The 23,753-nt window shown below is 67.6% G+C and carries 22 protein-coding genes; 9 read left to right on the top strand and 13 right to left on the bottom strand.

The genetic code is table 11. The annotated features are described in order from the left end of the window. Position 1 precedes the first annotated feature (1 nt). From FBY40_RS00615 to FBY40_RS00600, 4 genes are read right to left on the bottom strand one after another with little or no spacing between them, the layout of a single operon-like run. On the bottom strand, positions 2 to 1,234 hold the full coding sequence (locus FBY40_RS00615; RefSeq protein ID WP_141935527.1) for a mandelate racemase/muconate lactonizing enzyme family protein: 1,233 nt from the start codon (positions 1,232 to 1,234) through the stop codon (positions 2 to 4). Then, positions 1,231 to 3,546: an alpha-amylase family glycosyl hydrolase gene (locus FBY40_RS00610; RefSeq protein ID WP_141935525.1), complete on the bottom strand. Its 2,316-nt coding sequence runs from the start codon at positions 3,544 to 3,546 to the stop codon at positions 1,231 to 1,233. The genes FBY40_RS00615 and FBY40_RS00610 overlap by 4 nt, the downstream gene beginning before the upstream one ends. 37 nt (positions 3,547 to 3,583) lie before the next feature. Then, a complete protein-coding gene (locus tag FBY40_RS00605) occupies positions 3,584 to 4,525 on the bottom strand; it encodes a PDR/VanB family oxidoreductase (RefSeq protein ID WP_141935522.1) in 942 nt (313 codons plus the stop codon). After that, complete coding sequence (locus FBY40_RS00600) at positions 4,512 to 5,165, bottom strand: helix-turn-helix domain-containing protein (protein ID WP_160141304.1); 654 nt, start codon at positions 5,163 to 5,165, stop codon at positions 4,512 to 4,514. The genes FBY40_RS00605 and FBY40_RS00600 overlap by 14 nt, the downstream gene beginning before the upstream one ends. Before the next feature lie 110 nt (positions 5,166 to 5,275). On the opposite strand from FBY40_RS00600, the gene FBY40_RS00595 reads away from it, so the two are divergent. Next, positions 5,276 to 6,616, top strand: a complete 1,341-nt coding sequence (locus FBY40_RS00595; RefSeq protein ID WP_141935518.1) for an FAD-binding oxidoreductase — start codon at positions 5,276 to 5,278, stop codon at positions 6,614 to 6,616. Then, a complete protein-coding gene (locus FBY40_RS00590) occupies positions 6,613 to 7,398 on the top strand; it encodes a creatininase family protein (protein WP_141935516.1) in 786 nt (261 codons plus the stop codon). The genes FBY40_RS00595 and FBY40_RS00590 overlap by 4 nt, the downstream gene beginning before the upstream one ends. Before the next feature lie 26 nt (positions 7,399 to 7,424). On the opposite strand, the gene FBY40_RS00585 is transcribed toward FBY40_RS00590, so the two are convergent. The 4 genes from FBY40_RS00585 to FBY40_RS00570 all read right to left on the bottom strand — a co-directional run bounded on the left by FBY40_RS00585 (position 7,425) and on the right by FBY40_RS00570 (position 10,437). Further along, positions 7,425 to 7,859: a YybH family protein gene (locus FBY40_RS00585; protein WP_141935513.1), complete on the bottom strand. Its 435-nt coding sequence runs from the start codon at positions 7,857 to 7,859 to the stop codon at positions 7,425 to 7,427. Then, positions 7,832 to 8,332, bottom strand: a complete 501-nt coding sequence (locus tag FBY40_RS00580) for a pyridoxamine 5'-phosphate oxidase family protein (RefSeq protein ID WP_235015020.1) — start codon at positions 8,330 to 8,332, stop codon at positions 7,832 to 7,834. The genes FBY40_RS00585 and FBY40_RS00580 overlap by 28 nt, the downstream gene beginning before the upstream one ends. Before the next feature lie 71 nt (positions 8,333 to 8,403). Beyond that, entirely contained in the window at positions 8,404 to 9,624 is a 1,221-nt protein-coding gene (locus tag FBY40_RS00575; protein WP_200829897.1) for an amidohydrolase family protein, read from the bottom strand. 54 nt (positions 9,625 to 9,678) lie between these two features. Continuing rightward, positions 9,679 to 10,437 carry an SDR family NAD(P)-dependent oxidoreductase gene (locus FBY40_RS00570; protein ID WP_141935509.1) on the bottom strand — a complete coding sequence of 253 codons (759 nt, stop codon included), beginning with the start codon at positions 10,435 to 10,437 and terminating at the stop codon, positions 9,679 to 9,681. Between the two features lie 237 nt (positions 10,438 to 10,674). On the opposite strand from FBY40_RS00570, the gene FBY40_RS00565 reads away from it, so the two are divergent. Further along, positions 10,675 to 12,174, top strand: coding sequence for a flavin-containing monooxygenase (locus FBY40_RS00565; RefSeq protein ID WP_200829896.1), 1,500 nt, complete (start codon positions 10,675 to 10,677; stop codon positions 12,172 to 12,174). On the opposite strand, the gene FBY40_RS00560 is transcribed toward FBY40_RS00565, so the two are convergent. From FBY40_RS00560 to FBY40_RS00550, 3 genes are read right to left on the bottom strand one after another with little or no spacing between them, the layout of a single operon-like run. Continuing rightward, positions 12,164 to 12,844, bottom strand: coding sequence for a GntR family transcriptional regulator (locus tag FBY40_RS00560; protein ID WP_160141303.1), 681 nt, complete (start codon positions 12,842 to 12,844; stop codon positions 12,164 to 12,166). The genes FBY40_RS00565 and FBY40_RS00560 overlap by 11 nt on opposite strands. Beyond that, the gene (locus tag FBY40_RS00555) at positions 12,841 to 14,094 is read right to left on the bottom strand and encodes a M20/M25/M40 family metallo-hydrolase (RefSeq protein ID WP_141935503.1); all 1,254 of its coding nucleotides are present in this window, start codon (positions 14,092 to 14,094) and stop codon (positions 12,841 to 12,843) included. Before FBY40_RS00555 ends, FBY40_RS00560 begins: the two co-directional genes overlap by 4 nt. Beyond that, entirely contained in the window at positions 14,091 to 15,605 is a 1,515-nt protein-coding gene (locus tag FBY40_RS00550; protein ID WP_141935500.1) for a gamma-glutamyltransferase, read from the bottom strand. The genes FBY40_RS00555 and FBY40_RS00550 overlap by 4 nt, the downstream gene beginning before the upstream one ends. Positions 15,606 to 15,648: 43 nt before the next feature. Between FBY40_RS00550 and FBY40_RS00545 the strand changes: the two genes are divergently transcribed. Genes FBY40_RS00545 through FBY40_RS00520 form a run of 6 tightly spaced genes read left to right on the top strand, consistent with a single transcriptional unit; the run spans position 15,649 to position 20,464 of the window. Beyond that, positions 15,649 to 16,092, top strand: coding sequence for a GlcG/HbpS family heme-binding protein (locus FBY40_RS00545; RefSeq protein ID WP_141935499.1), 444 nt, complete (start codon positions 15,649 to 15,651; stop codon positions 16,090 to 16,092). Beyond that, positions 16,089 to 16,835, top strand: coding sequence for an SDR family NAD(P)-dependent oxidoreductase (locus FBY40_RS00540; protein ID WP_141935496.1), 747 nt, complete (start codon positions 16,089 to 16,091; stop codon positions 16,833 to 16,835). Before FBY40_RS00545 ends, FBY40_RS00540 begins: the two co-directional genes overlap by 4 nt. A 17-nt stretch (positions 16,836 to 16,852) precedes the next feature. Next, positions 16,853 to 18,073, top strand: coding sequence for a diaminopropionate ammonia-lyase (locus tag FBY40_RS00535; RefSeq protein ID WP_141935494.1), 1,221 nt, complete (start codon positions 16,853 to 16,855; stop codon positions 18,071 to 18,073). A gap of 2 nt (positions 18,074 to 18,075) precedes the next feature. Beyond that, positions 18,076 to 18,885 (top strand): SDR family NAD(P)-dependent oxidoreductase, encoded by an 810-nt coding sequence (locus tag FBY40_RS00530; protein WP_160141302.1) that lies wholly within the window; start codon positions 18,076 to 18,078, stop codon positions 18,883 to 18,885. Then, positions 18,882 to 19,598, top strand: a complete 717-nt coding sequence (locus tag FBY40_RS00525) for a YoaK family protein (protein ID WP_141935490.1) — start codon at positions 18,882 to 18,884, stop codon at positions 19,596 to 19,598. The genes FBY40_RS00530 and FBY40_RS00525 overlap by 4 nt, the downstream gene beginning before the upstream one ends. Further along, the gene (locus FBY40_RS00520) at positions 19,595 to 20,464 is read left to right on the top strand and encodes an N-acyl homoserine lactonase family protein (protein WP_141935488.1); all 870 of its coding nucleotides are present in this window, start codon (positions 19,595 to 19,597) and stop codon (positions 20,462 to 20,464) included. Before FBY40_RS00525 ends, FBY40_RS00520 begins: the two co-directional genes overlap by 4 nt. A gap of 566 nt (positions 20,465 to 21,030) precedes the next feature. Here FBY40_RS00520 and FBY40_RS00515 read toward each other — a convergent pair. Both FBY40_RS00515 and FBY40_RS00510 read right to left on the bottom strand, forming a co-directional pair. Next, positions 21,031 to 22,353, bottom strand: a complete 1,323-nt coding sequence (locus tag FBY40_RS00515) for an LLM class flavin-dependent oxidoreductase (protein ID WP_141935486.1) — start codon at positions 22,351 to 22,353, stop codon at positions 21,031 to 21,033. Then, entirely contained in the window at positions 22,350 to 23,672 is a 1,323-nt protein-coding gene (locus tag FBY40_RS00510; protein ID WP_141935484.1) for an O-acetylhomoserine aminocarboxypropyltransferase/cysteine synthase family protein, read from the bottom strand. Before FBY40_RS00510 ends, FBY40_RS00515 begins: the two co-directional genes overlap by 4 nt. Between the last annotated feature and the right edge of the window lie 81 nt (positions 23,673 to 23,753).

The following is a 23,753-nucleotide window of genomic DNA, read 5'->3' as shown; positions in this document are numbered from 1 at the left end:
CCTATCGCGCGGACACGCGGCGCGTCGTCGTCGCAGAGTCGAGGAATCCGGGGGTCAGCTCCACGCCGTGCCCCATGCGATCCGACGGTCGGATCATGCCTTCGGACACGACGGGGGTGCCGATGCAGACATCTCCGTACCAGCCGTGAAGGAACGCTCGCGCGACCTCCTGGACGAAGCCGTTCGGGATGCTCGTGACGAAGTGGGCGGCTACGGCCAGGGCGACGGGTCCAGTGCAATCGTGGGGGGCGATGGGGACACCCGCCTGGTCGGCGAGCGACGCGGTCCGGATGGCAGCGGTGATCCCTCCGCTCCATCCGATGTCAAGGATCGCGACGTCCACGCCCCCCGACGCGATCAGTGGGCCGAACCCGTTAAATCCGGCTCCCAGGTTCTCTCCTACGGCGATCGGCACCCCGACCTTCCCTCGAAGACTCGAAAGCGCCGAGTGGTGATCGGCGCGGAGGGGATCCTCGGCCCAGGTCAGGTCGAACCGCTCGAGAGCTCGCAGCAGTCGTTCTGCGCCCGCGGGCTGCCAAAGAGAGTGGAGCTCCACGTAGAGTTCCATCTCGTTCCCCACGGCAGATCTGATCTCGTCGAGCACGCTGAGGCCGAACCGCAGGTCCGCGGTGTGGTCGCCGCCGGATGCCTCCGCGGCCAGATCGAACGGCCACACCTTCATGCCCCGGTAGCCCTCATCGCGCAGATCCTCCGCCAGGGCTCCGGGCTCGTTGAGGAAGCGCCACAGGTCCTCGTACCGGTCTTCGCCGGCCTGAGGAAGCCCCCAGTTCGACGAGCTCTGCCGCGACTCGACGCTGACATAGCGATTTCCGGCGCAGGTGTTGTAGACCTGGACGGCGTCCCGGAAGGGGCCGCCGAGAAGCGACCGCAGGGGCCGACTCGCCCGGCGCGCCTCCAGATCCCACAGCGCGATGTCGATTGCGGAGTTCCCGCGCACCTCGACGCCCGACCCTGCATAGCCGACATATCCGCTGAGGACGCGAGCGACGCGCTGCGGCGACGGCATGGGCTCGTTCAGGAGAACCGGGGCAACCTGTGCATGCACATACTCCTCGACGGCTGAGGCGCCGTAGAACGTCTCACCGAGGCCTCGGTGACCGTCCTCACTGGTCAGGACGACCCACACGACGTTGCTCTGCAGCGCAGTGCGAATCGTCTCGATCGCAACGATCGGTGGTGTGGCGCCCGCACTGTCGCGCTCCGACTGATTCATCGCGTGCCCTCGGTGCTCGCCCCGGCAGCTGTCGTCGACAGCGGGATGGCGGCGCCGGCGAACGGAGGCAGAGTCACACGCAGGCCGGTCGTCACGTTCTCCCGCCGCACCTCCACGGGATGCTCGTTCAGGATGTCGTGTGCAGTCCAGTCGTCAGGAACGTCATCGTGCAGGGCGACTTCGACCGTCAGCTCTTCGTCCGTCGTGTTCACCACCACCAGCGAACTCGCTTCCGGGGTCCTCATCGTCACGGCGTAAGCGCTGTCGGTGTCGATCGAGACATCGCCCCAGGTTGGCTCGCCCGCGCTGAACTCGGGGCGTTCTGCTCGCAGCCGAAGCACGCGGCCGAGCAGGGATTCGATCTCACCTTCTCCGCCGACGAACATCATGAACGGTCCTCCGCTCAGCGCGAAGATCTGGGTCAGCGCGCGGGTGTGTCCTGCGCTGTAGATCTCCCGGAACCACTTGGATCCCGGGAGACCCCACCAGAACGTGTCATGCGAGTCGATGTGATGGGCGGTGAGCGAACCCTTCGGCACGCACCGATTGCGATGGGAGAGCCAGCGCCCGAGCGATTCACCGGTGATCGCCTCCTGGTCCTCGCGCGGCGTGTCATCGAAGAGAGCCCCGAAAAGCCACTGCTCGTCATAGTTGTAGTTGACGTCCATGTCGAGGCGGTGCAGCACACCCGAGGGTTCGGTGTACAGCAGGATCTCCGGGGAGATCGCACGGAGTCTGCGACGCATCCGCCGGAAGAGAGGGATGCTCGCGAGCGCGTTCGCGCTTGCGTGGCTTTGGGCTCGGGGCGTCCAGTTGGCGAAGTTGTTGAAGATCGGCGCGTCGAAGCGAAAGCCGTCGATGCCCAGCTCCATGACCAGTCGCTCGCAGGCGTCGATGAAGTAGTCCTGCCATTCGGGGTGTGAGACGTCGAACGCCTTCGAGTAGATGCCGCTGATCGTGCCGTCGGAGAGACGGGCGAACCAGTCGGGGTGTGCCGCGATGAGCGGGTGCTCCTGCGCACTCGGTTCCGACCAGTACTGCTCGAAGTCGATGAGGTGTCTGCTGAACGCCAAGCCGAAGTTGTCCGGGCCACCGCGCCAGAGGGGCGTCGTCGCCTCGTCGAGTCGAGTCGCGTAGGGCCCCGACCGGACGGCGTCCGCCGCCCGCTTCACGGATTCCCTGTCCACGACGCCGTGCATGAGGATGTCGAAGATGATGCGCATGCCGCGGTGGTGGCATTCGTCGACCAGCGAACGAATCCCGCCGGATTCGCCCCAACTGGTCGAGACATCGGAGTAGTCGTAGACGTTGTAGCTGGGGAACGGATGCCGCGGCATCAGCTGGATCGTGTTGAAGCCGAGATCGGCGATCCGGTCCAGGTCGGCGATCAGGTCTTGCGGCTCGGGGTAGGGGCTGTAGCGCCACCCCCCGGCGAACACCGAGAAGCCGATCTGTGCCTCGAAGATGTTGGCGCCGGCGGCCCACGACGCCCGAGCGGAGGGCGTTCGAACACCGAGTTCCTCCAGCCAGTCGGGCACGGAGTCGATCACCGTCTCCCAGCGCTCCGGGACGAGGTCGAGGTGGATCGCCCCCGTGTGCACTCGCTGCCCCGCGGAGAGCACTGCGGCCAGGTCGGTGTCGAAGATGATCCGCGGCCCGTCGGGGGAGGGCGAGACCGTGGTGGTGCCGATCTCGTTGGTCGGAAAGGGCCAGAAGAGCGCGACGAGCGGATCGTCTTCGGAGACGAGCTCCAAGGCGACGATCCCCGAGGATCCGAGAAGGCCACCCGGTGGCGAAACCTCGAGTTCTCGGGTCAAGGATGCGAGCGGCAGGTCCGTCCGGATGCGATTGCCGGGCGCATGCAGCCGCCACGGCTCAGCGGAGGTCGCCTCCGGTCGAACGGTCACCACGACGTCGCGCAGTACGACCGGGTCGGTGCCGCGACCGTCGATTCGGACCTGCAGGCTGAGGCGGGGATGCGACGCTCGAAATGTGTAGATGAGAGCACCGCTCGTCGCCCCCACGCTGATGGGGATGTGGAACTCGCGCGCGTCTCGACTCAGTTGCTGTGTGGCCTCGCCCTGTGTCACCACATCCGTCTCGGAGATCGTGTCGACGTACGCGAGTCCGCCGAGCGGCGGCACCTCCTCCTCCCCGGCAGTGATCACCTCGAGACCCACCTGCATAGAGATGCGGCGACCCTCACCGGTGAGTGCGACGGGCAACCCCGAACGCGCGTCCAGTTCGAGTCGCAGAGGACTGAACTCGCTCGTGAGCACGACTGCCGCGTGCTCGGCTCTTTCATTCGACATGATTCAGTCCTACCGGACTTACTGGTATTACCGCAATCTACAGATCCAGCCGCAGGCGCGGCGTGGCGGATCGCGAGACGCAGATCATCATGCGGTCGTTCGCTGCGCGTTGTTCGGCCGTGAGAACGGAATCGTGATGGTCGACGGTCCCCTCCAGAACGAACGTCTCACAGGTGCCGCACGTCCCCTCCCGGCAGGAGGAGAGGACGAAGACGCCGGCCTCCTCGACCACGTCGAGAATGCTGCGTTCAGGGGGAATGGCGAGTTCGAGCTGCGAGGCCTCGAGATCGACGTGGAATATCCCCTCGAATGCGCGAGGGGTCGCTTCGACGGGTTCGAATCTCTCCAGGTGGAGAGTCGCTGAGTTCCAGGTTCGCGCATGCTCCACGACCTCGTTCAGCATTCGGGCGGGTCCGCACGCGTAGACCGCCTCGCCTGAGGCAGGAGCGAGGCGGGAGAGGTCGAGGCGCCGGCCCTCGTCGGACGCGAAGACCGTCACGTCGCCCATCGCCGTGAGATGTTCCACGAACGCCAGTCGAGAACGGGAACGGCCGGCGTACAGGACGCGCCACGGCAGTCCGGCCGCGGCGGCCGCCCTGACCATCGGCAGCAGCGGCGTGATGCCGATTCCCCCGGCGACGAAGGTGTAGCGACTCGCGGGGACGAGTGGGAAGTGGTTGAACGGGCCGCGCACCTTCAGCACCTGTCCCTCGGTCAGCTCTTGGTGGAGCCAGCGCGACGCGCCCCGGCCCGAGTCCTCTCGCAGCACCGCGATAGAGAGCGTCGGGAGATCCGAGGCATCCCCGATGAGCGAGTACTGGCGGACGGCCCCCGTCGGGAGGCGGATGTCGATGTGGGCTCCGGGGGTCCACGCGTCGAGTTCTCGATACCCCGACAGTCTCAGATCGATGCGCGCGACCTCATCCGCGACGAGCTTCCTGTCGATGACGACCGCCTCGACGAAGTCAGACTCGGCCATCGCTGACGCCCGTCATCTCGTCTTCGCGCGCACTCGGGTCGTATGGGGTGGCGAGTCGCTGCTTCACGACGATCACGCGATACGGCGCACCGGTCGGCGATCGGTACCGATGCGGGGTTCCGCCGCTGTAGTAGAAGGCGCCGCCTTGTGGGATCACCACGGGTTCCGCCGCGCCGAAGTCGACCTCGACCACGCCGTCCACGACGTAGCAGAACTCCTCCTCGTCGTGGATGAAGTACTCTCCGAAGTCCTCGTTGGCGGCCAGGTACTCGAGGGGCGTGAAGCTCTGGGCAGTCTCCACGAGAACCCGTGCTCCCCCCTCCAGATAGGCGCCGTCTCCTTCCATCCCTGTAGTGACGATCAGGGCACCCGGTGCGGCGGAGACGATCGGCACAGGGTTCAAGGCGGCGAACACATCCACCTGCGTGGTGCCCAGAGCACGCGCGATGCGATCGAGCGACGAGAAACTGGGCCGGGCGCGACCGTTCTCGACCTGACTGAGGAACGAGTGGGACAGCGCCGACCGACGGGCGAGCTCGACGAGCGTGAGGCCGCGCGATCGGCGCAGTTCGCGGATGCGCGCACCGACCACGGAGGACCGAGCCCCGGTGTCCCCCTCGTCCGTACGTGATCTGCCCACGCCCACCTCAGAAAAGTCATGCCGCCGAAACATGGAGCCGCTACCGTCGATGTTGATACTATCAACAATCCCTTCGCCCCTGCGGAGCGGGTCGACCTCGAGGAGGCGTCATGATCGAGCCTGCCGTCATCGATGAACTCGTCGCCGAGCTGTCGAACGACATCGGTGAACGCAATGTGAGCCGCGAGCCCGAGACGCGCCGACGAGCATCCGTGGACGGCGCACGGCTCTCCCCGATTCTCGCGAGCAAGCTTCCGCTGGGCTTCGCCGACGCAGTGGTCTACGCGGCGTCCGCAGAGGAGGTCGCGACCTGCGTTGCGGCGGCCGTACGGCTCGGTGTTCCGGTGACTGTGCGCGGCAAGGGCACAGGGAACTACGGGCAGGGCATACCCATGGCGGGTGGCCTGGTGATCGATGTCTCGCGAGCGCGGAAGATCCTCGAGATCGGAGACGGATACATCACGGCAGAGGCGGGTGCGTCGCTTGCCACACTGGAGAGCCACGCCTGGAACCGTGGCCAGCAGCTCATGCTGTACCCGTCGACGGTGCAGAGCACAGTAGGGGGGTTCCTCTCCGGCGGCAGCGGAGGGACGGGGTCGGTGGCCCATGGGTCCATCTCGGACGCCGGGTTCGTGCTCGGCCTCGACGTCGTCCACGCCGACGGTGAGTCGTCCCTCACTAGGGTCGAAGGACCGGATGTCGCGCCGTACCTGCACAGTTACGGGACGGTCGGAGTCATCTGCCGCGCGACGGTCAGGCTTGAGCCGCTTCAGCAGTGGCGCGTGCTGTACGCGAGCTTCCCTGACTTCGCAGAGTCGCTTCCGGTCATCGGCGAGTTGACCCGGCTCGACCGCACTCCGCGTCTGGGGTCGCTGGATCCGCCCTTGTTCGCGATGGCTCTGCCGCACCACGCGGGAATCCCCGAGGATCGAGCGAGTCTGAGGGCGATCGTCGATGCGCGGTCTCTCGACGCCGCATCGGCAGCGGTCGTCGCCGCCGGGGGCCGAGTCGAACTCGTCGAGGAGGGGCCTCAGGCCGTGCTTCGCGCGAGCATGCTGTCCTACAACCATCCCGTGGAGTGGCTGCAGAAGGCGCAGCCGGTGCCCTACTTCCATATGGAGGTCAGCGGCGATGCCCTCATCGATCGCGTCTCCGAGGTGGAAGCGGTGTATCCGGGAGGCTCGTTGCACGTCGAGGCGTTTCGAGGCGCTCCCGTCGGGATGCTCGCGGCGCCGTACCAGAGCGAGGACGCCGTCATCGAAGGGATGCTGCGCCTCAACGAGCTCGGGGTCGCAACCCACAACCCCCATCAGTGGCGTGTGGATTCGAACGTCGAGCGGACACGCTCTCGAAAGCTCGTCACCGACCCCGGATGGCTCCTGAACCCCGGAAAGATCGAGCAGCCGACACTTTCGCGGCGAGCGGGCGCGGATGAGAGGGAACAGACGTGACGAGGAGAGTCGCGGAGATACCCGGCCCCTCGCTCGCCCGCGCGCTGGGGGCCGAATCCATCCTCCTGCTCCCGACCGGTGCGATCGAGCACCACGGGGAGCATCTGCCTCTCGGGACCGACTACTTCATGGCGCACGCCGTCGCCGAGGCGGCTGCAGAGGCGGCAGCCGACGAGGGCGTGGATGTCTGGCTGCTTCCTGCGCTGGCCTACACGAAGTCGAATGAGCACCTGTGGGCGCCCGGGACGATGACCCTCTCCACGGAGGCCCTCCTCGCGACGCTCACCGACCTGGGCAGGTCGGTCGCCGCCACGCCGGCGCGGAAACTCGTCTTCCTCAACGGGCACGGTGGAAACGCGGCACTCCTGCAGGTAGCTCTCCGCGAACTGAGGCTCGCGTTCGGGCTGGAGACCTTCCTGATGAGTTTCCCCGTGCCGGCGAGCGACGGGCGAGAAGGTCCCGACGAGCACGGCATGCCGATACACGGCGGATTCAGCGAGACATCGCTCATGCTCTTCCTCAGGCCGGATCTCGTCGACATGACTCGCGCCGAGCGATCCGTTCCGGAGCATCTCGACGCGTACGACCGCATCGGGTTCCACGGTGCTCCGGTTCTCTTCGGCTGGCTGAGCAACGACTTCGGCGATTCCGGAGTCATCGGCGACCCGCGGGGCGCGACTGCTCAAGTGGGCGCCCGCGTGTTCGACGAGGCGGTCCGCGGCGCTGTGCTGTCGTTGAAGCAGATCGCTCGCTTCGACCGCGCGGGGCGGTCACCGGGCTGAGCCGGCGGTCGCTCGACCACCGTGCGTCAGGCTTCAGGGCGAGGGGAGTTGTGCTCGTGGATCGCCAGCCATCCGGCATCCTGCGCGAAAACGAGTGTCTGCCGCTCCGCACTTGGTATGACTCGATCACCCACCGCGTATGTCATATCAAGGCTCTGCACGACGACGCACACGGACGATGAGATGCGGATCGTCAGGTCGCTGGTCACGCTCCGCAGAATCCTGAAGCCGTCGTTCTGCTCCCATTCGCGCCACAGGCGGCGATACTCGTCGCGCCCATCCACGAGTCGAGGCGAGTAGTGGAACTGAAACGTCGCCTCTTCGTGAAAGCCGGCGAGGTAGGCCTCCACATCGTTGGAGGCGAATGCTTCGCTCAAGCCCGCGAGCTTTGCTCTGATGTGCGCTTCGACCATCGCAGTGTCGTGATGATTGCCTATCCCGGCAGCGAAGTCCGGCTCCATGCGTCACCCGTCCTCTCGTACTCGTGCCGGTTGCTCGGTCCCTGGTCATCCGCGAACCAGAATGTGATCTTCCGGGGAGAAACTCCGAACCCGGCCCATGTCGTCGGCGGCGCGAGTGAGCCGGGCGGATGAAGGTCGGCGAACTGCTCCCAGCTGCGGCGACGTGCGTCGAGCGGGAGCTCGGCCGCCTGCGGCGTGTTCTGCCACGCAAGAAGCTGCAGGTAGTAGGGGCGCAGTGCGTACGCGGCCGCGGAACGACTGGCATCTTCCTCCTCGACTCGCCCTCGTACCACGACCTGACGACCGAGCGCAGCCCACGCGATAGTGAGGGAGACATCCGGGTGGCGGCGCATCTCCGCGACTTTCCGGCTTCTCACGTCGGTATGAAACCGCAGTTGCCCATCGCTGAACGAGCTCAAGAGAAGGCTGCGCGCGTTTGGGGTTCCATCGACTCCGATCGTGCCCAAAGTCATGAGCGGAAGCGGGTCGACCTCGTTCAGCCACCGACCGAGAAGTCGCAGGGGATCGATCACGAGGCGCTGATTCACGAGACCACGGCCATTGTGCGATGGAGCGTCGTCCGGGCTACGAGCTTTCCCGCGCGAAACACCATCCGGTCTTGCGATGCCTCCGCGACGACCTCGGCGAGGCTCTGCCCACGGACGGCGAGGAGATCGGCCGCCAGGCCGACGACAGGGCCGGCGGCCGGCAGGCCAATCACCTGGCGAGCTCCAGCCGACACCAGCCCCCAGGCGGTCTCGACCGGGAGGTGCCCAGCGGTCACCAGCAGCGAGGCCGTCTCGAGAGGGTCTCCTCGCCCCATCGGGTTGAAGGGATCTCGCAGGTTGTCGGCGCCCGCCGACAGCACGACGCCGGCGTCGAGAAGAGTGCGCAGCGCGGTGAGCCCGCGGGGAACGGAGTGCTCGGCTTCCCTTCCCTGGAGATACAGATTGGTGATGGGGAGGGTGACGACGCCGATCTTCGACGAGCTGAGCATCTGTGCGATGGCCGTCGCCTCGTTCCGAGGCAGAGTGCCGAGTCGGACGCAGTGGCCTGCGGTACGGGAGCGGTCCTCGGGCCAGCCCGAGACCACGGCGGCGAACTCTCGCATCGTCGTCGGGCCATGGAGGGACTCGTCGACATGGAGGTCGACACCTATCCCTCGCCGCTCAGCGATGTCGAGAATCCGATTCGTCTCGTAGATCGGATCTGAATCGAGGTGGGGCGCTCCTCCCACCAGATCGAGGCCACGGTCGAGCGCGCCTTCGATCACGTCCGTCTCCGCAGCGATGTACGGGAGCGCCACAAGCTCGACATCCATAACCTCGCTGAGATCTGCCCGGAGGCGAACCATCGCGTCGACACCCCGGTAGGGGAGCGGGCCAGGCATGAGGTTGACGTGGCTCCGCACGGCAGTCACACCCGCCGCAAGCAGCTTCAGCGCCGCGGCCCGTGCGCGTGCGTAGATCTCCTCTTCCGTCACTGCTCGCTCGAAGTCGAGATACGACTCGATCGCCGAGTCCAGATCACCCGGCGGCGCGCCCACGAGGTCCCACGTGAGCGCCTTGTCGAGGTGAGCGTGGGGTTCTGCGGCGGCCGGAAGGAGCAGGTATCCGGAAAGGTCGATAGAGGTGGGCCCGGCGCTTGAAGATCGCCCATCGTTCGGTCGCACCGCGGCAATCACACCATTGCAAATCTCGACGTCGCAGACGGCTCCGTCCGCCATCGTCGCGTTGGTCAGAAAAGTAGCTGCGCTGTCATCCACGCTCAGTCTCTTCCTCCGTGCCTCTGCCCGACATATACGCCGCACGCGTCCGCGTCAGCGGTCACTTTCGCCGAACTCACCGCGAAGGGCTGCCTCGACCTGGTGCGGCGACCGGAGCCGGATGGAGCGATTGTGAACGGAGGCGCCGAGCGGCGAAGCGAGCGCTGCGACAAACACCCCGACCTCCGGCCCGGTCAGGGGCGACCCGGGGCGCGCACCGTCGGGGCCGATCGAGGCCATCATCACGACGTCGTTGACCCGCGGAGAGCCTCCGGTTTCCGCTCCCCAGGCCTCCATGAGCTTCCCCTGCGCAGCAGACGACACGGAAATGGCGCCGGTCCCCGGATACGGCGGACCCGAAAACCCCGCGTCCCCGTTCATCGTTGCGTAAGAGCCCTCCCCGGGCAGTAAGCCGAGGATCGTCTCCGCCGCGAGATAGTGCGCGAAGAGACGGGTCTCGATCACATGTCGGAAGTCGGCGAAGCCAGCCTGGATCATGGACGGCACCTGGTGCCAGCTAGCGGACGCTGCGACTCCTGCGAAGACTTCGGGTGCCGCCGCCCTCATTTGGGCGCGAAGCGCCGCCGCGCTCTCAGGCGTGCCGAAATCGCCCAGAAGGGCGCTCAGTCCACCCGCGAGGTCGCGGCCCAGACGCTCCCTGAGGCGATCCACCTTCTTGGTGGAGCGAGATGTGACGACGACTTTCGCGCCGGCGGATGCGAAGGTCTTGACAAGGAAGAAGCCAACGTTCCCCGTTCCACCAACGACGATGATCTGTCGTCCTTCGAGCAGCGATAGCGCATTCAGGACCACTGCTCTGCTCCCGGGGAATTGAGAAGTGCTGTTTCCTCCACGCCCACTCCCTACTGACGCCTATAGGTAGGTCGGATGAACACATTATCAATATACATACAATATGACTAGGTCGAAAGACTGTCCCCGTGGGTCGATCGACGGCGCGGTGGGGGGGAGCCCCTTCGGCGGGCTACGCGTGCCGTGGCGGGCCGCCAGATTGTTGCTGTGACGGGCGGTGTAATGTATAAAGTATCCATGAAGATGGTGCCACGTGTCGCCGTGATCGGCGCAGGCTTCGGTGGTGTCGCCGCCGCTCACAGTCTCCAGCAGAGTGGCGCCGTCGTCACCCTCTACGAGCGGGCGGACCGTGTCGGCGGGGTCTGGCGCGACAACGACTACCCAGGCGCGGCGTGTGATGTGCCCTCTCACCTGTACTCTTTCTCCTTCGCTCCCAAGGAGGACTGGACCCGTCGCTTCGCGCCCCAGGCGGAGATCCGGCAGTACATCGAGGACACGGTCGATGCCGTCGGACTGCGCTCCGCGCTGCGAACGAACCAAACCCTCATTTCGGCAACATGGGACGACGTCGACGGCTCGTGGCTGCTGCGCTTCGCTTCCGGCCTGGAAGACCGCTGCGACATCCTTGTTCCGGCGCTCGGACAGATGAGCACCCCCCACACCCCCGCCATTCCTGGGGCCGTGACCTTCGCGGGCGCAACCTTCCACTCGGCACGCTGGGATCACTCCGTCGATCTCGCGGGAAAGCGCGTCGTCGTCATCGGCTCGGGCGCGAGCATCGTGCAGATCGTGCCGGCGATCGCCGACGCTGCCGCGTCCGTGTCGGTCATCCAGCGATCCCCGGGCTACGTGCTTGAGAAGGGCGACCACCCTTATCAGCGAGCCCGCAGCCGGATCGGTGCGCGCCTGCGCCGCTGGCGTGACTACATCGGCAAGGAAGTGCGAACGCCTCGACTCGTTCGCTTTCCCAAGCTTGTCCGGCCGGTCGAGCGACAGTTCCGACGCGACATCGAGCAATGGGTGCGCGACCCTGAGCTTCGCGCCAAGGTGACCCCGGCCGACCGCTTCGGCTGCAAACGCATCCTCGTGTCGAACGACTGGTATCCCACTCTTCAGCGTGACGACGTGCATCTCGTCAACGCCGGGATCGCTGCCATCGAGCCCGACGCCGTCGTGACAACCGAGGGGCAGCGACTGCCAGCCGACGTCATTGTCTACGGCACCGGATTCCGCACCCAGGCGTTCCTGAGCGGCATCGATGTCCGCGGACGCGGAGGTCGTCCACTCGCAGATGCGTGGGCCGAGAACCCGAGTGCGTACCTCGGTATGGGTGTGCCCGACTTCCCGAATCTGTTCCTTGTGTACGGGCCGAACACCAATCCCGCATGGAACTCCGTTCTGGTGTTCCTGGAGTGGCAGGCTCAGTACATCGCTCGCATCGCGCGGGCGTGGCGGCGCCGCGGACCGCTTGCGATGGATCCGACACCCGAAGCCACGGGCCGCTTCGTCGCCGACATGAAACGCCGATCGGCGCGGAGCGTGTGGGTCACCGGGTGCGCGAACTGGTACGTCGACGACACCGGTGTGAACACTCAGAACTGGCCGGGTCTTGCCACCGCGTACTGGCTGCTGACGCGTCGCATCGCGTGGCGGGACTACTGCATCGCACGGGTTGCGGACGCCACGCGAGCGAGCGATGGCGTCACCAAGAGACAGGTGCCGACCGTCAGTCGCTGAAGATCTCCGAGTCGAGGAGATCGGCGACGTCGCGCTCGGTCTCTAGGATATGGCGGCGGGCGGAGGCCGCGGCAGCCTCGGCGTCGCCGCGCTCGAGGATGCCCAGGAGGCGTTCCTGGCCCTCGGTCCACGATGCGCCCACCTCGGCTGCGATGGGTGCGAAGTAAAAGCGGGCGCGTTTCTCCAGCTGCAGCGACAGGGTGCCCAGCACCGCGTTGTGCGACGCTGCTCGCAGTGCGACGTTGTAGTCGGCGGCCGCTTGAGTGAGCTCGGAGGCATTGCGTCGAGGAGCAGCGGCGCGGCTGCGCTCGACAGCGTCTCGGAGCGCCTCGAGATCATGATCGGTGCGCCGCTCTGCGGCGAGGCGGGCGATTTCCTGCTCGATACCCGCCCGCGCTTCGAAGAGCTCGGTCAGTTCGTCACGGGAGCGTTGCCGAACGTACACGCCGTAGCGGGGACGGATCTCCACCCATCCGGATTCGGCGAGGGCGCTGAATGCTTCCCGCACCGGGATCCTGCTCACCCCGTAGGTGGCGGCGATCTCATCAGCCCGCAGGCGACTGCCGGGAGTGAACTCGCCTCCGATGATGGCCTCTTCGAGGCGCCCGAAGATCTGGGCGGGCAGCGATCCTCCCACCGGGAGGTCGGTTGTCGCACTCGAAGGGGTCACGCGGACCATCCTGCCTCGTCGGATACGGATGCGTCGAGGAAGCCCATCGCAGCAGCGGCGTAGAGCGTCGCGCAGCGCACTACCTCGTCCTCCTCGGCGTAGTCGTCGACGCCGGCCGAAAACGTCGGCTGCGGGCCGTAGCAGATCGCCGGCGTCCCGCGGGTACGCCATCTGCTCGCGTCGCTGGCGGGAAGGCGGATGGCATACTCCAGCTCGCCGAGGTCGAGCTCCGCCCAGCTCTGTCGCCACGCCTGCACGATTCCGCTCTCGGGGGAGGTGATGTTCGGATCCCAGCCCTTCAGGCGCCGCACCGTGACATCCGCTCCTTCGGTCGCCGCATGCACGGCCGCTTCGACGAGACGCTGCGCGGCGTTGGTCGAGATGCCCGGCGGCAGTCGCAGGTCGATCTCGGCGTGACCGCGCGACGCAACCTGCGACACGAAGGTGCCGGCTGAGGCGACGCCGACGCTGGCGGTGAGAGCGAGGGCCGAGTCGGTGTCGGCGAACCGGATGTCGGCGAGCGCACCCTCGAGGGTGCCCCGGGTGCCGGTGAGGGCGTCGACCGCGCCCATGGCGCGTGCGAGCACGGCGGCTGCGGATTTCCCTCTTCTCACTGATGACGCGTGGCCGCCGGACGCGGCGACGTCGATCCGAAGCCACAGCACGCCCTTCTCGCCCAGAGCGAGGCGTCGGAAGCCGGGGCCTTCGCCGCAGATGAGGGCATCGCCGGCGATTCCCGGGATGGTGTCCAGCAGGTGTGCCGAGCCGTGGGGGCCGAAGGCCACCTCGTCGCTCACCGCGGTGAAGGTGACGCGACCTCGCCACAGGTCTCGATGATCATGGAGCGCCGCGAGGGCGTGTGCCATTGCGGCGACAGCGCCCTTCATGTTGCCCATGCCGAGGCCGTACAGGCGCCCCGCGACCTGCGTGAGGGACCAGATGGGCTGCGTCCACTCCGCCTCCTCACCCGGCGGCATGGTGTCGAGGTGAACGTTCAGGACGAGGTGTGGCCCCGGTCGCCCGGAATCGACCTCGGCCACGACACACGGCATGAGAGGGTCGAGCGCCACGAGGCGCGACTCGATGCCGCGCGATCTCAGGAACCGCGTCACGACGGCAGAGACCTCACGGGTATCGCCCGGCGGGTTGACGCTGGGCGCGGCGACGAGCTCGGCGCAGAGCTTCACGAGCGAGTCGCGTTCGCCTTCCATCCGGCGTGCCAGCGCGCTGGCTGTCACCACGGCGGTCACGCGGCACCCGCCTCGACCGAACGACGAGAGTCGGCGATGGCGAACGGCCCGCCGCTGTCCACTCCGGCGATGACGACAGCGCCGAAGACATCCTCGCCGTAGTCGCGGGTGACGACCTCGTGGCCACGTTCTCGGAGGTCGAGCTCGGCGGGGTGTCCGTGCTCGACGAGCAGACGGCCGTCCTCGCTCCGCCACCGAGGGGCGATGACAGCGGAGGGCCAGTCCTCGTCGAGATACCGGTGTCGGGCAAGGAGTTGCAGCAGTGTCTGCACTTGGCCGTCCGCACCGGGGGTGGCAAGCGCCGTCACCGCGTCGTCCTCGACGAGGAGCGCCGGTGCCAGCGTGTGCACGGGGTAGCGCCCGGGCCCCGCCGCATTGGCGCCGTCGGTGAAGCCCGCGGCCCGGTTGGCCAGCACGATGCCGAGTTCGGGAACGTACACCCCCGAGCCGAAGTCATCGAAGACGCTCACCAGCGACGACACCACCATGCCTTCGGCATCGGCGGTCGCGACACCGGCGGTGTGGAGATACGAGCGCGGGCCCCCGCGGCCGGACGCGCGATCCGGATCCACGTCGAGCGCCATCGACAGGAGGTCCTTTCCTCGACCGGCGTCTGAGCGATGGGTGAACGCGCTCTCGGTGAGTTCCACCAGCAGGTGGGGCAGCGCGTCGAGGTTCTCGGGCGCGCCTTCACGCTCGAGCCACGCTGCTGCCATTGCGAGAAGGACGGCCTGAGAGGGCGGCGGCTGAACGAGAAGCTGCCCACCGTGCCACCTGACCGAGACCGGCTCACTCGCCATGCTCCTGTGGGCGGCGAGATCCGAGATCGTGAGCGATCCGCCGGCGCGGTGCACTGCCGCGACGATGGCATCGGCCGCATCACCGGCATAGAAGGCATCGCGCCCGCGCGTGCCGATCGCGTCGAGGAGGTCGGCGAGCTCGGGCTGCGACCAGGTTTCAACTCCCGTCGTGAGGGCATCCAGGAGCGCCCACCCCGCGCCTCCGAACCGCTCGAGCCGTGGCCGGTGTCGCTGTGCAGCTTCGGCTGTCCCCACAGGAAGCGGGGTCTGCTCCGCCAGCCGGCGGGCGGGGGAGAGGATGTCGACGAGCGGGAGCCGTCCGCCGTGCCGGTGAAGAGTCAGCCACCCGTCGACGAGTCCGGGCACCGTGACCGAGCCGCCGCCGTCGCTCGACCACCGTGCCGGGGCCTGTGCCGGGGATCGACCGACGCCGTTCACCGCCGTGACCTGCCCTGGGCGGGAGACGAGCGCCAGAAGATCGCCACCGAGGCCCGCGGCATCAGGCAGAACGACGCAGATCACGGCCTGCGCGGCGATCGCGGCGTCGACCGCAGAACCGCCACTGCGCAACATCGCAAGACCGGCGTCGGTAGCGAGCGGATGCGCCGCTGACACAGCGCCAAGGGCGCCCCGCGCGATCACCGGCGCAGACCGCGCCGGCTCGAACGTAGTTGATGTCGAACGTGAGGGGTGCGCGGAAGCGGTAGCCATGGCTATAGTGTAGCGCGACGTATTTTTTATACGAAAGGTCCTCATGGCCGCTCTCCACCTCCCCCGCACGTCCGACGTCACCGAAGAAGTCGCGTTGGCCCTTCTGGCCGGCGTCTCGACGGCGGCGGCATCCCGAGGAGTGCGCCTGGCGGCGTGCGTGGTCGATCGTGGCGGGAACCTCGTCGCGGTCCGTCGCGCGGACGGATCCCAGATCGGCGGGGTGACCCTCGCCATCGACAAGGCATATACCGCCGTCGCGTTCGGTGCGCCGACCGCGCGGTGGGCGGAGAGTTCTGTACCCGGCGGAACAGACTGGGGAATGGCCGGGTCCCTCGGCGGACGGGCTGTGATGATCGCCGGTGGGGTACCCCTCTATGCGGCGGGGGAGCTGATCGGTGGCCTCGGCGTTTCTGGGGCCCCGAGCTCGATCGACGATGCGTGCGCGCGGGAAAGCGTCGCCGCTCTGGGGCTCGAGGTCGAACCGTGACCGTCGCCCTGGTGATGGGCGGAGCGACGGGGATCGGCGCCGCAGTCGTTGAGGCGTTGAGCGCCCGCGGCGATTCGGTCGTGCTCGCTGACCGCGACATCGACGCCGCCGACGCACTCATCAATTCCCTCGCGAACCCCCGCGCCCTCGCCGTGCACGCCGACTTCGCTGATGCCGACGCCCCGGCGCGAGCGGTCAAAACGGCGGTCGACCTCGGCGATGGGGTGATCGATCTCGTCTTCTACAACGCCGGTGTCCTGCGCGCCGCGCCGCTTTCACAGTGGACGGCCGACGCTTGGGACCATTCCACTGCTGTCAACCTGCGCGCCCCGTTCCTGACCGCCGTCGCCGCCGACGCCGCACTGCGGCGGAGTGATGCCGGCCGATTCATCGTCACCAGCTCAACGGGAGCGCTTCGCGGACACGCCGGAATGCCTGCCTACCACGCCACGAAGTCCGGACTTCTCGGGCTCGTGCGGGCCCTTGCCGACGAATGGGGTCCCGCCGGTGTGACGGCCAACGCCGTCCTCCCCGGCTGGATCGACACACCCTTCAATGACGACTTCTGGGGTCACCAGGAGGATCCGGATGCGGCGACGCGACGTTTGGAGGAGTCCATCCCGCTTCGCCGTCAGGGTGAACCCGGAGACGTGGTCGGCGCCGTCCTCTTCCTCGCCTCCCACGACGCCGCGTACATCACCGGACAAAGCTTTGTCGTCGACGGCGGCTACACCGCCGTCTGACTTGAGAAGGAGCCCGCATGGCTGATTCCCGCATCTACATACCGACGCGCCGCAGGCCCGCCCAGCCGATCAACGACGGCGATGCGGCCGCGCGCCGCGACTTCCACCGCTCCCTGCCGGGCTATCGAGCAACGCCGCTCCTGCAGCTGCGCTCTCTCGCCGCCGAGAGCGGGGTGGCCGGCATCTACGTCAAAGACGAAGCCGAGCGCCTCGGACTTCCGGCCTTCAAGATGCTCGGCGCCTCCTGGGCGACCGCTCGAGCCATCCAACGGGACTGGGCACCCGACATCCCGCTCACCCTTGACGCGCTACGCGCAGCACTCGCCGACCGGCTGAGACGCCGGCTCGCCGCGGCGACCGACGGCAACCACGGACGGGGCGTCGCTCGCATGGCAGCGCTCCTGGATCTGGACTGCGACGTCTTCGTCCCCGCCGGAACGGCGGACTCTCGCATCGCCGACATCGAAAGCGAAGGTGCGCGTGTCACTGTCGTCGACGGCACATATGACGACACCGTACGCCGCTCGGCCGAGGAGGCCGACGAACGCACCCTCGTCATCAGCGACACCTCGTGGCCCGGATACCTCGACACCCCGCGTGATGTCATTCGCGGCTACGCCACGATGTTCGAAGAGGTCGATGACGCGCTCGCGCGGTCAGGCCTCCCCGCTCCGACGCACCTCTTTGTCCAAGCCGGGGTCGGCGCTTTCGCCGCGGCCGCGATCAGCCATTACGACGACTCTCGGCGCTCGGGCAATTCCCGTCGCCCCACGACGGTCGTGGTGGAGCCGATCGACGCCGACTGCCTCTTGCGCTCGGCGGAGAACGACGAGGTCACCGAGGCCCCCGGGCCGCACCGCTCCACCATGGCCGGACTCAACTGCGGGCTCCCCTCGCTGCTGGCATGGCCGACCGTGCAGGGCGGCACAGATGCCTACATCGCGATCTCCGACGGCCGCGCGCACTCGGCCATGCGCACCCTGGCGACCGAAGGGCTGGTTTCCGGAGAATCAGGAGCCGCCGCGCTCGCCGGTCTCCAGGCGCTCCTCGATGACCGTGCCGCCGCCGAGCAACTCGGACTCGACGACACGTCAGTCGTTCTCGTGGTGAACACCGAAGGCGCGACCGACCCGGTCAATTATCGCTCGCAGCTCGCCGAAGACCCGCAGGCGACCCGCGATGCAGCCCACGTCCGCCGCCAGGCCAGACGCGTCATCGACCTGTCCCCGGAAGGATGAACATGACCGCCGATCCCCTCACCCTCGGAAACGCCCTCACCGGCCGCACCGCCCTGATCACCGGCGCGGCTGGCGCACTCGGCTCAGCGATCGCACTGCGCTTCGCCGCCGAAGGCGCTCGGGTCGCCCTTGCCGACCTCGACCTATCAGCCACGCAAGCGGTCGCGGGCGAGATCGCCACTGCCACCGGAGCTGATGTCCGGGCGCTGGCCGTCGACGTGACCGACGCCGCCGCCCTGGATGACGCCGCCGCCGCACTCGAAGCAGATTGGGGCGTGTGCGACACCATTGTGCCCAACGCCGGCGTGCTCGCGCTCGCCCCCGCGCTGGACCTCTCGCTTCGGGAGTGGAATCTCGCGCTCACGGTGAACCTGACCGGCGCGTTCGTCACCGCCACCACCTTCGCCCGACGACTCATCGCGGCCGAACAGGGCGGAACCATCACCTTCACGTCATCGCTCTTCGGCGTCCGAGGAGGACGAGGCAACGCCGCCTACTCGGCAACCAAGTTCGGCGTGATCGGGCTTTCGCAAAGCCTTGCCGCCGACTTCGCTGACAACGGAATCCGCGTCAACGCGGTCTGCCCAGGGCAGATCGAGACCGCGATGCTCGACGACCTCTTCCAGCGCCGCGCCACGCAGAACGCCACCACCCCCTCCCAGGAGCGCACCGACTTCGAGTCGCGGATCCCCCTCAAACGCCTCGGCACACCCGACGAAGTCGCGCGCACCTTCGTCTACCTCGCCTCCGACCAAAGCAGCTACCTCACCGGGCAGCACATCGTCCTCGACGGCGGATGGCAGGTCGGATGACACAGCAGCTCACCCGCCGGCGCCGTGTCCGCGACACCTCCTCCCGGACGGCGCTCGCACTCATGCTTGCCCTCACCTTCTCGACCGGCGTCATCGACGCGGTGGGCTACCTCGGACTCGACCGGGTCTTCACCGGCAACATGACCGGCAACGTCGTCATCCTCGGCATGGCCCTCGTCGGCGCCGACGGACTCCCCGTCCTCGGCCCGACCGTCGCGCTCATCGCCTTCATGGCCGGGGCGCTGGCCGCCGGGCGGACCCTCCGGCTCGCTGCGGTCGGCTGGTCTCATCGCACCACGACCCTCCTCTGCACCGTCACCGCGATCCTCCTCGCCTGCTCCGTGACAACACTCGTCATCCCCGACCCGGCGGAGCCGGTCGCTCTCGCTGTCACCGGCGGTCTGGGAGCCGCCATGGGCGTGCAGGCCGCAGCTGCCCGCCATCTCGCGGTGAAGGATGTCACGACCGTGGTCGTCACCTCCACAATGACGGGGCTTGCAGCCGACTCCTGGCTGGGAGCTCGAACCGGGCAGCCCTGGGCTCGGCGATTCCTCGCGATCCTGCTGATCCTTCTCGGCGCCGCCGCGGGTGCGCTCGCGCTCCTCGCCGGCCTTGCCACCGGCATCCTGATCTCCGCCCTCATCAGCGCGGCCGTCACCGTCGTCGGACACAGGACGCTCCGGGCACGCGTTGATCGGAATCCGACCTCATGACAGCCACGCGCATGTATCTGCTGCAATTCGGCGCGGAGCGCGTGCCGAAGTCGCTCTCCCTTCGGGGCGGCCCCCACGACCTGGTCTGGGAGCCGTTCTCGGGCGTCGTCGTCGAGACGACCGAGGGCTGGATCCTCTTCGACACCGGCATGGCGCGCGAGACCCACGACGCCGACGCGACCGATCGGCTCTACCGCGACGGCGCGATGGCGCTCGGGCACGACCCTCGTGTTGCCACGCCGGCGATGCATCCCGCGCCACCCGACCCCACAGCGTTCACCTGGGGGCTCCCCGGCGATCCTCTGGTCGCGGCACTCGCGCGCGTCGGGCTGACCCCGTCCGACATCGCGCTCGCCGTTATCAGCCACCTCCATCTGGACCACTCCGGAGGCATCCCCACGCTCGCACGAGCCGGCGTGCCGGTGGCGATCCAGGCGGCCGAGCTCGCCTTCGCACACAGTGGGCGTGCTACATTCGCCGCAGGATTCCGGGTTGAAGACTGGTCGACGGAGAGCGTGGACTGGCGACCCCTCGACGGTGACACCGAGATCGCCCCCGGCGTCGAGGTACTCTTCACCCCCGGGCACACGCCCGGGCACTCCTCCCTCCGGGTCGATCTTCCCGAGACCGGGACGTGGATCTTCCCCGCGGACGCGGCGGACCTCGGTCAGAACTTCCTGGACGGGGTGACCTGCGGGTCGTGCGCCGGCGGGGACCCGTCGGACGAACGCGATGCCGACAGGTCGTTTCGCAGATTGAGGCACGACGCCGACCGTCTCGCGGCGCGCGTCGTGCCCGGCCACGACCAGATCGTGCTCACCGCAGCGATGCACCCGCGGGGGGGGGGGGGGGGGGGTCATCGCTGAGCAGTCTCGCGCATCTTGCTTAGCTTCGGATCGCCACTGTTGTGCTGCTGAGTCTCCCAGCCGGAGGGTTGCACGGGCGGTCAGGGCAGTCGCGGTCTCGATACTGTGGTCGCGCTCGCGCCGAGTTCCGGCCGCAGCAAGAGTACATCCGGGGGAAGGATCACGTCACGATCGACAGCCTCGGGGACACCCGACAAAGGTCGAGTTGCGCGCAGACACAGGGGAGCGCGCCCTCGTACACCTACTAAATGCCGGGGGACATGAGCTCGAATCCCACCGTCACCGCCAAAACCCTAATCAGAGGCTGTCCTTAATTCCGTTCAACGGGAGTGAGCAAGCGTCGCGCGTCCCGCGGGGCGCTTTTCTCGTCTGACCTTGGGTCTTGATACCTGTGTTGTGCCCATTCCGTGAGAAAGATTCGGGAAAGGTTGGATTGCTCGATTCTTGCTCGTAGAGGCGCGAGGACCTTCGCTCGAGGGAAAAAAAGTCCTGGTTGAGATGAATTCGAGCCCAGACCTGCGGCGGGATTCTGCCCCACGGCACGGGTGGTCCCGCCAGACCGGGCGTCAGAATGAGGCGAGGTTGGCGTGCAGGCCGCCGGGCGCGAAGTCCGTACGCAGGATGCCGCGGCGGCGGAGGATCGGCACGATCTCATCCAGCGCCCGGTGCAGGGTGACGGGGTGCAGGTCGCCGGAGAAGATGAGTCCGTCGTTGTCTGCGTCGTCGCCGAGGGCCTGGATGAGGTCCGCGAGCTCTTCGGCTGTCCCGACGGTGCCGCTGATGCCGTCGCCGATGCGGTCGAGGCGTGCCTTGCCGGCGAGGATCTCGCGGAAGGGTACGTCGGCGAAGGAGTCGAAGCGACCGCGCAGGCCCTTGATGGTTCCTTGCGATACGTGTTCGCCGAAGATCGCCGGGTCCAGCGGCCGGTCCAGATCGAGCGTGGTGAGATCGGTTTCGAGGTCGCTGGACCATGCCTCGGCGACGGCGAGGAGTGCCGCGTCATCGGGGTTCGCGGATGCTGCGACGATGCGGTCGGCTTCGTCCGGAGAGGACGCGACGATGGGTTTGAAGACGAACATCGTCTTGATGTCGCGCGGATCGCGGCCGTGTTCGACCGCGTCAGCACGAACGCGTTCGCGGTAGGCGCGAACGGCCTCGACATCGAGGTTGGACAGGGCGAGCTGGACATCCGAGTTCTGCCCGGCGAATCGGATGCCGCGTGGCGAGCCGCCCGGCGAGGCGATGACCGGCTCTGAGGAGAGGGGCTCCGCGTTCAGCGGTCCGTCGAACGACCAGTATGTGCCGCGGTGCTCGACGGCACGGATCTTCGTGCCGTCGGCGTAGATCTGCGTCTCGGGGTCGGCGATCAGCGCCCCGTCATCCCAGCTGCGCCAAAGGAGTCGCAGTGCAGCGAGCCACTCCTGCGCGCGATCGTAGGCCGCATCGTGCGACAGGCGATCCTGTCCAAAGTGGTGTGCCGACCCGACATCCGTCACCACATTCAGCCCGAGGCGCCCACCGGACAGGTGTTGCAGGGAGGCGAACTGGCGGGCAGCCGTGTACGGATGCCAGCCGGCGGGATTGGCAGTGGGGATGACACCGAGGTGCTCGGTCGCGGCGAACAGATACGGCGCGAGAGTCCACGGGTCGTGCTTCGGGCCGCCGTAGGCCTTGCGCACCCGAAGGTCGAGGGTTTCCGGGCTGATGCCGACTGAAAGAGCGTCCTCGATGAGGACGAAGTCGAAACCGGCCTGCTCGAGCGTTCGGGCGCTCTCCTGGTAGAGCCGGGGTCTGCGCCAGTCGTAGTTCCACTCGTAGTAGGGACGCGCCCATCCGTGGGGGCCGAAGCCGCGCGAGAGGAACCAGCCGAAGTGCTGCTGCTTGGTCATGCAATCCCCGCGCGCTCGAGGAGATCGGCAGCCTGAACCGCAGCCAATGCGCGGTCCAGATCCGCTATCAGGTCTTCGACGTCCTCCAGGCCGATCGAAACCCGCAGGAGTCCCTGCCCAATGCCCGCGGCGATCCGCTCCTCTTCCGTGCGGTTGACGTGCGTCGTCGAGGCGGGGTGGAGCGCAAGCGACCGGACATCGCCGAGGTGCGTCATCCGAGTGAACAGTCGCACGGAGTTCGTGAACGTCTTAGCGGCATCCCTTCCGCCCCGCAGGGTGAAGGCGAACACCGAGCCCTGCCCGCGGGGGAGGTACGTCTCGGCCAAGGCCCGGTAGGGGTTGGATGCGAGTCCGCTGTAGTCGACGGACTCCACAGCGGGGTGCTCCTCGAGCCACTCGGCGATGCGCTTGGCGGACTCGGAATGCCGCTGCACGCGCAGCGACAGCGTCTCGATGCCCTGCAGAAGCAGGAACGCGGTGAAGGGCGACGGTGAAGGCCCCTGCCGCAGCGCGACGACCGACCTCGCATACGCCGAGAACGCGGCGCGACCGAAACGGTCCGCGAACGTGCGCCCGTCGGGGCCCGGGTCATTCGCAAGGTGCGGATAGCGGCCGTCGGTCTGCGCCCAGTCGATCCTGCCCGCGTCGACGATGACCCCTCCGAGAACCGTGCCGTGGCCGGCGAGGAACTTGCTCGCAGAGTGCACCACGATGTCCGCACCATGCTCGATCGGCCGCAGAAGGTAGGGAGTGGCGAGGGTGTTGTCGATGATCAACGGGATGCCGTGGCGCTGGGCGACGGTGGCGACGGCGCGGATGTCGAGGATGTCGTTCTTCGGATTCGGGATCGACTCCGCGAACAGCACTCGTGTCTCAGGGCGGATGGCCGCCTCCCACGCAGCCGGGTCATTCGCGTCACCGACGAAAGAGGTCGTGATCCCCAGTCGGGCGAAGTTGTCGCGAAAGAGCTCGCGCGACCCTTCGTAGATGCTGTTCGACGACACGATGTGGTCGCCCGCGCCGACGAGGGCGAGCACCGCGGTGGAGACCGCGGCTTGGCCGCTCCCGACGAGAAGCGCATCCGCGCCGCCCTCGAGGTCGGCGATGCGCCGCTCGACCGCCGCGCTCGTCGGGTTGCCCGCCCGTGAGTAGCTGTAGCCGTCATCGGCCTGGGCGAACCGTTCGTTGGCCTGATCGAAGTCGTCGAACACGAATCCGGCGGTCAGGTAGATCGGTGTCGCGCGCGCGCCGTGGGAGGTGTCGGGCTCCGCGCCGGCGTGAATCTGCCGGGTTGCGAACCCGAGCCCGTCAACCGGCATCGACGTTCGCTCCCTCGTCGGCGGGCGAGTCGTCCGCGGCCTGGGAGTTCAGGACGGCGAGGTGCATCGCGTGCCAGATCT

The sequence above is a fragment of the Microbacterium sp. SLBN-154 genome (genome assembly GCF_006715565.1).
GTDB lineage: Bacteria > Actinomycetota > Actinomycetes > Actinomycetales > Microbacteriaceae > Microbacterium.
The sequence above is the reverse complement of the archived record's forward strand: the minus strand, read 5'-3'. Positions and strand labels throughout refer to the sequence as shown.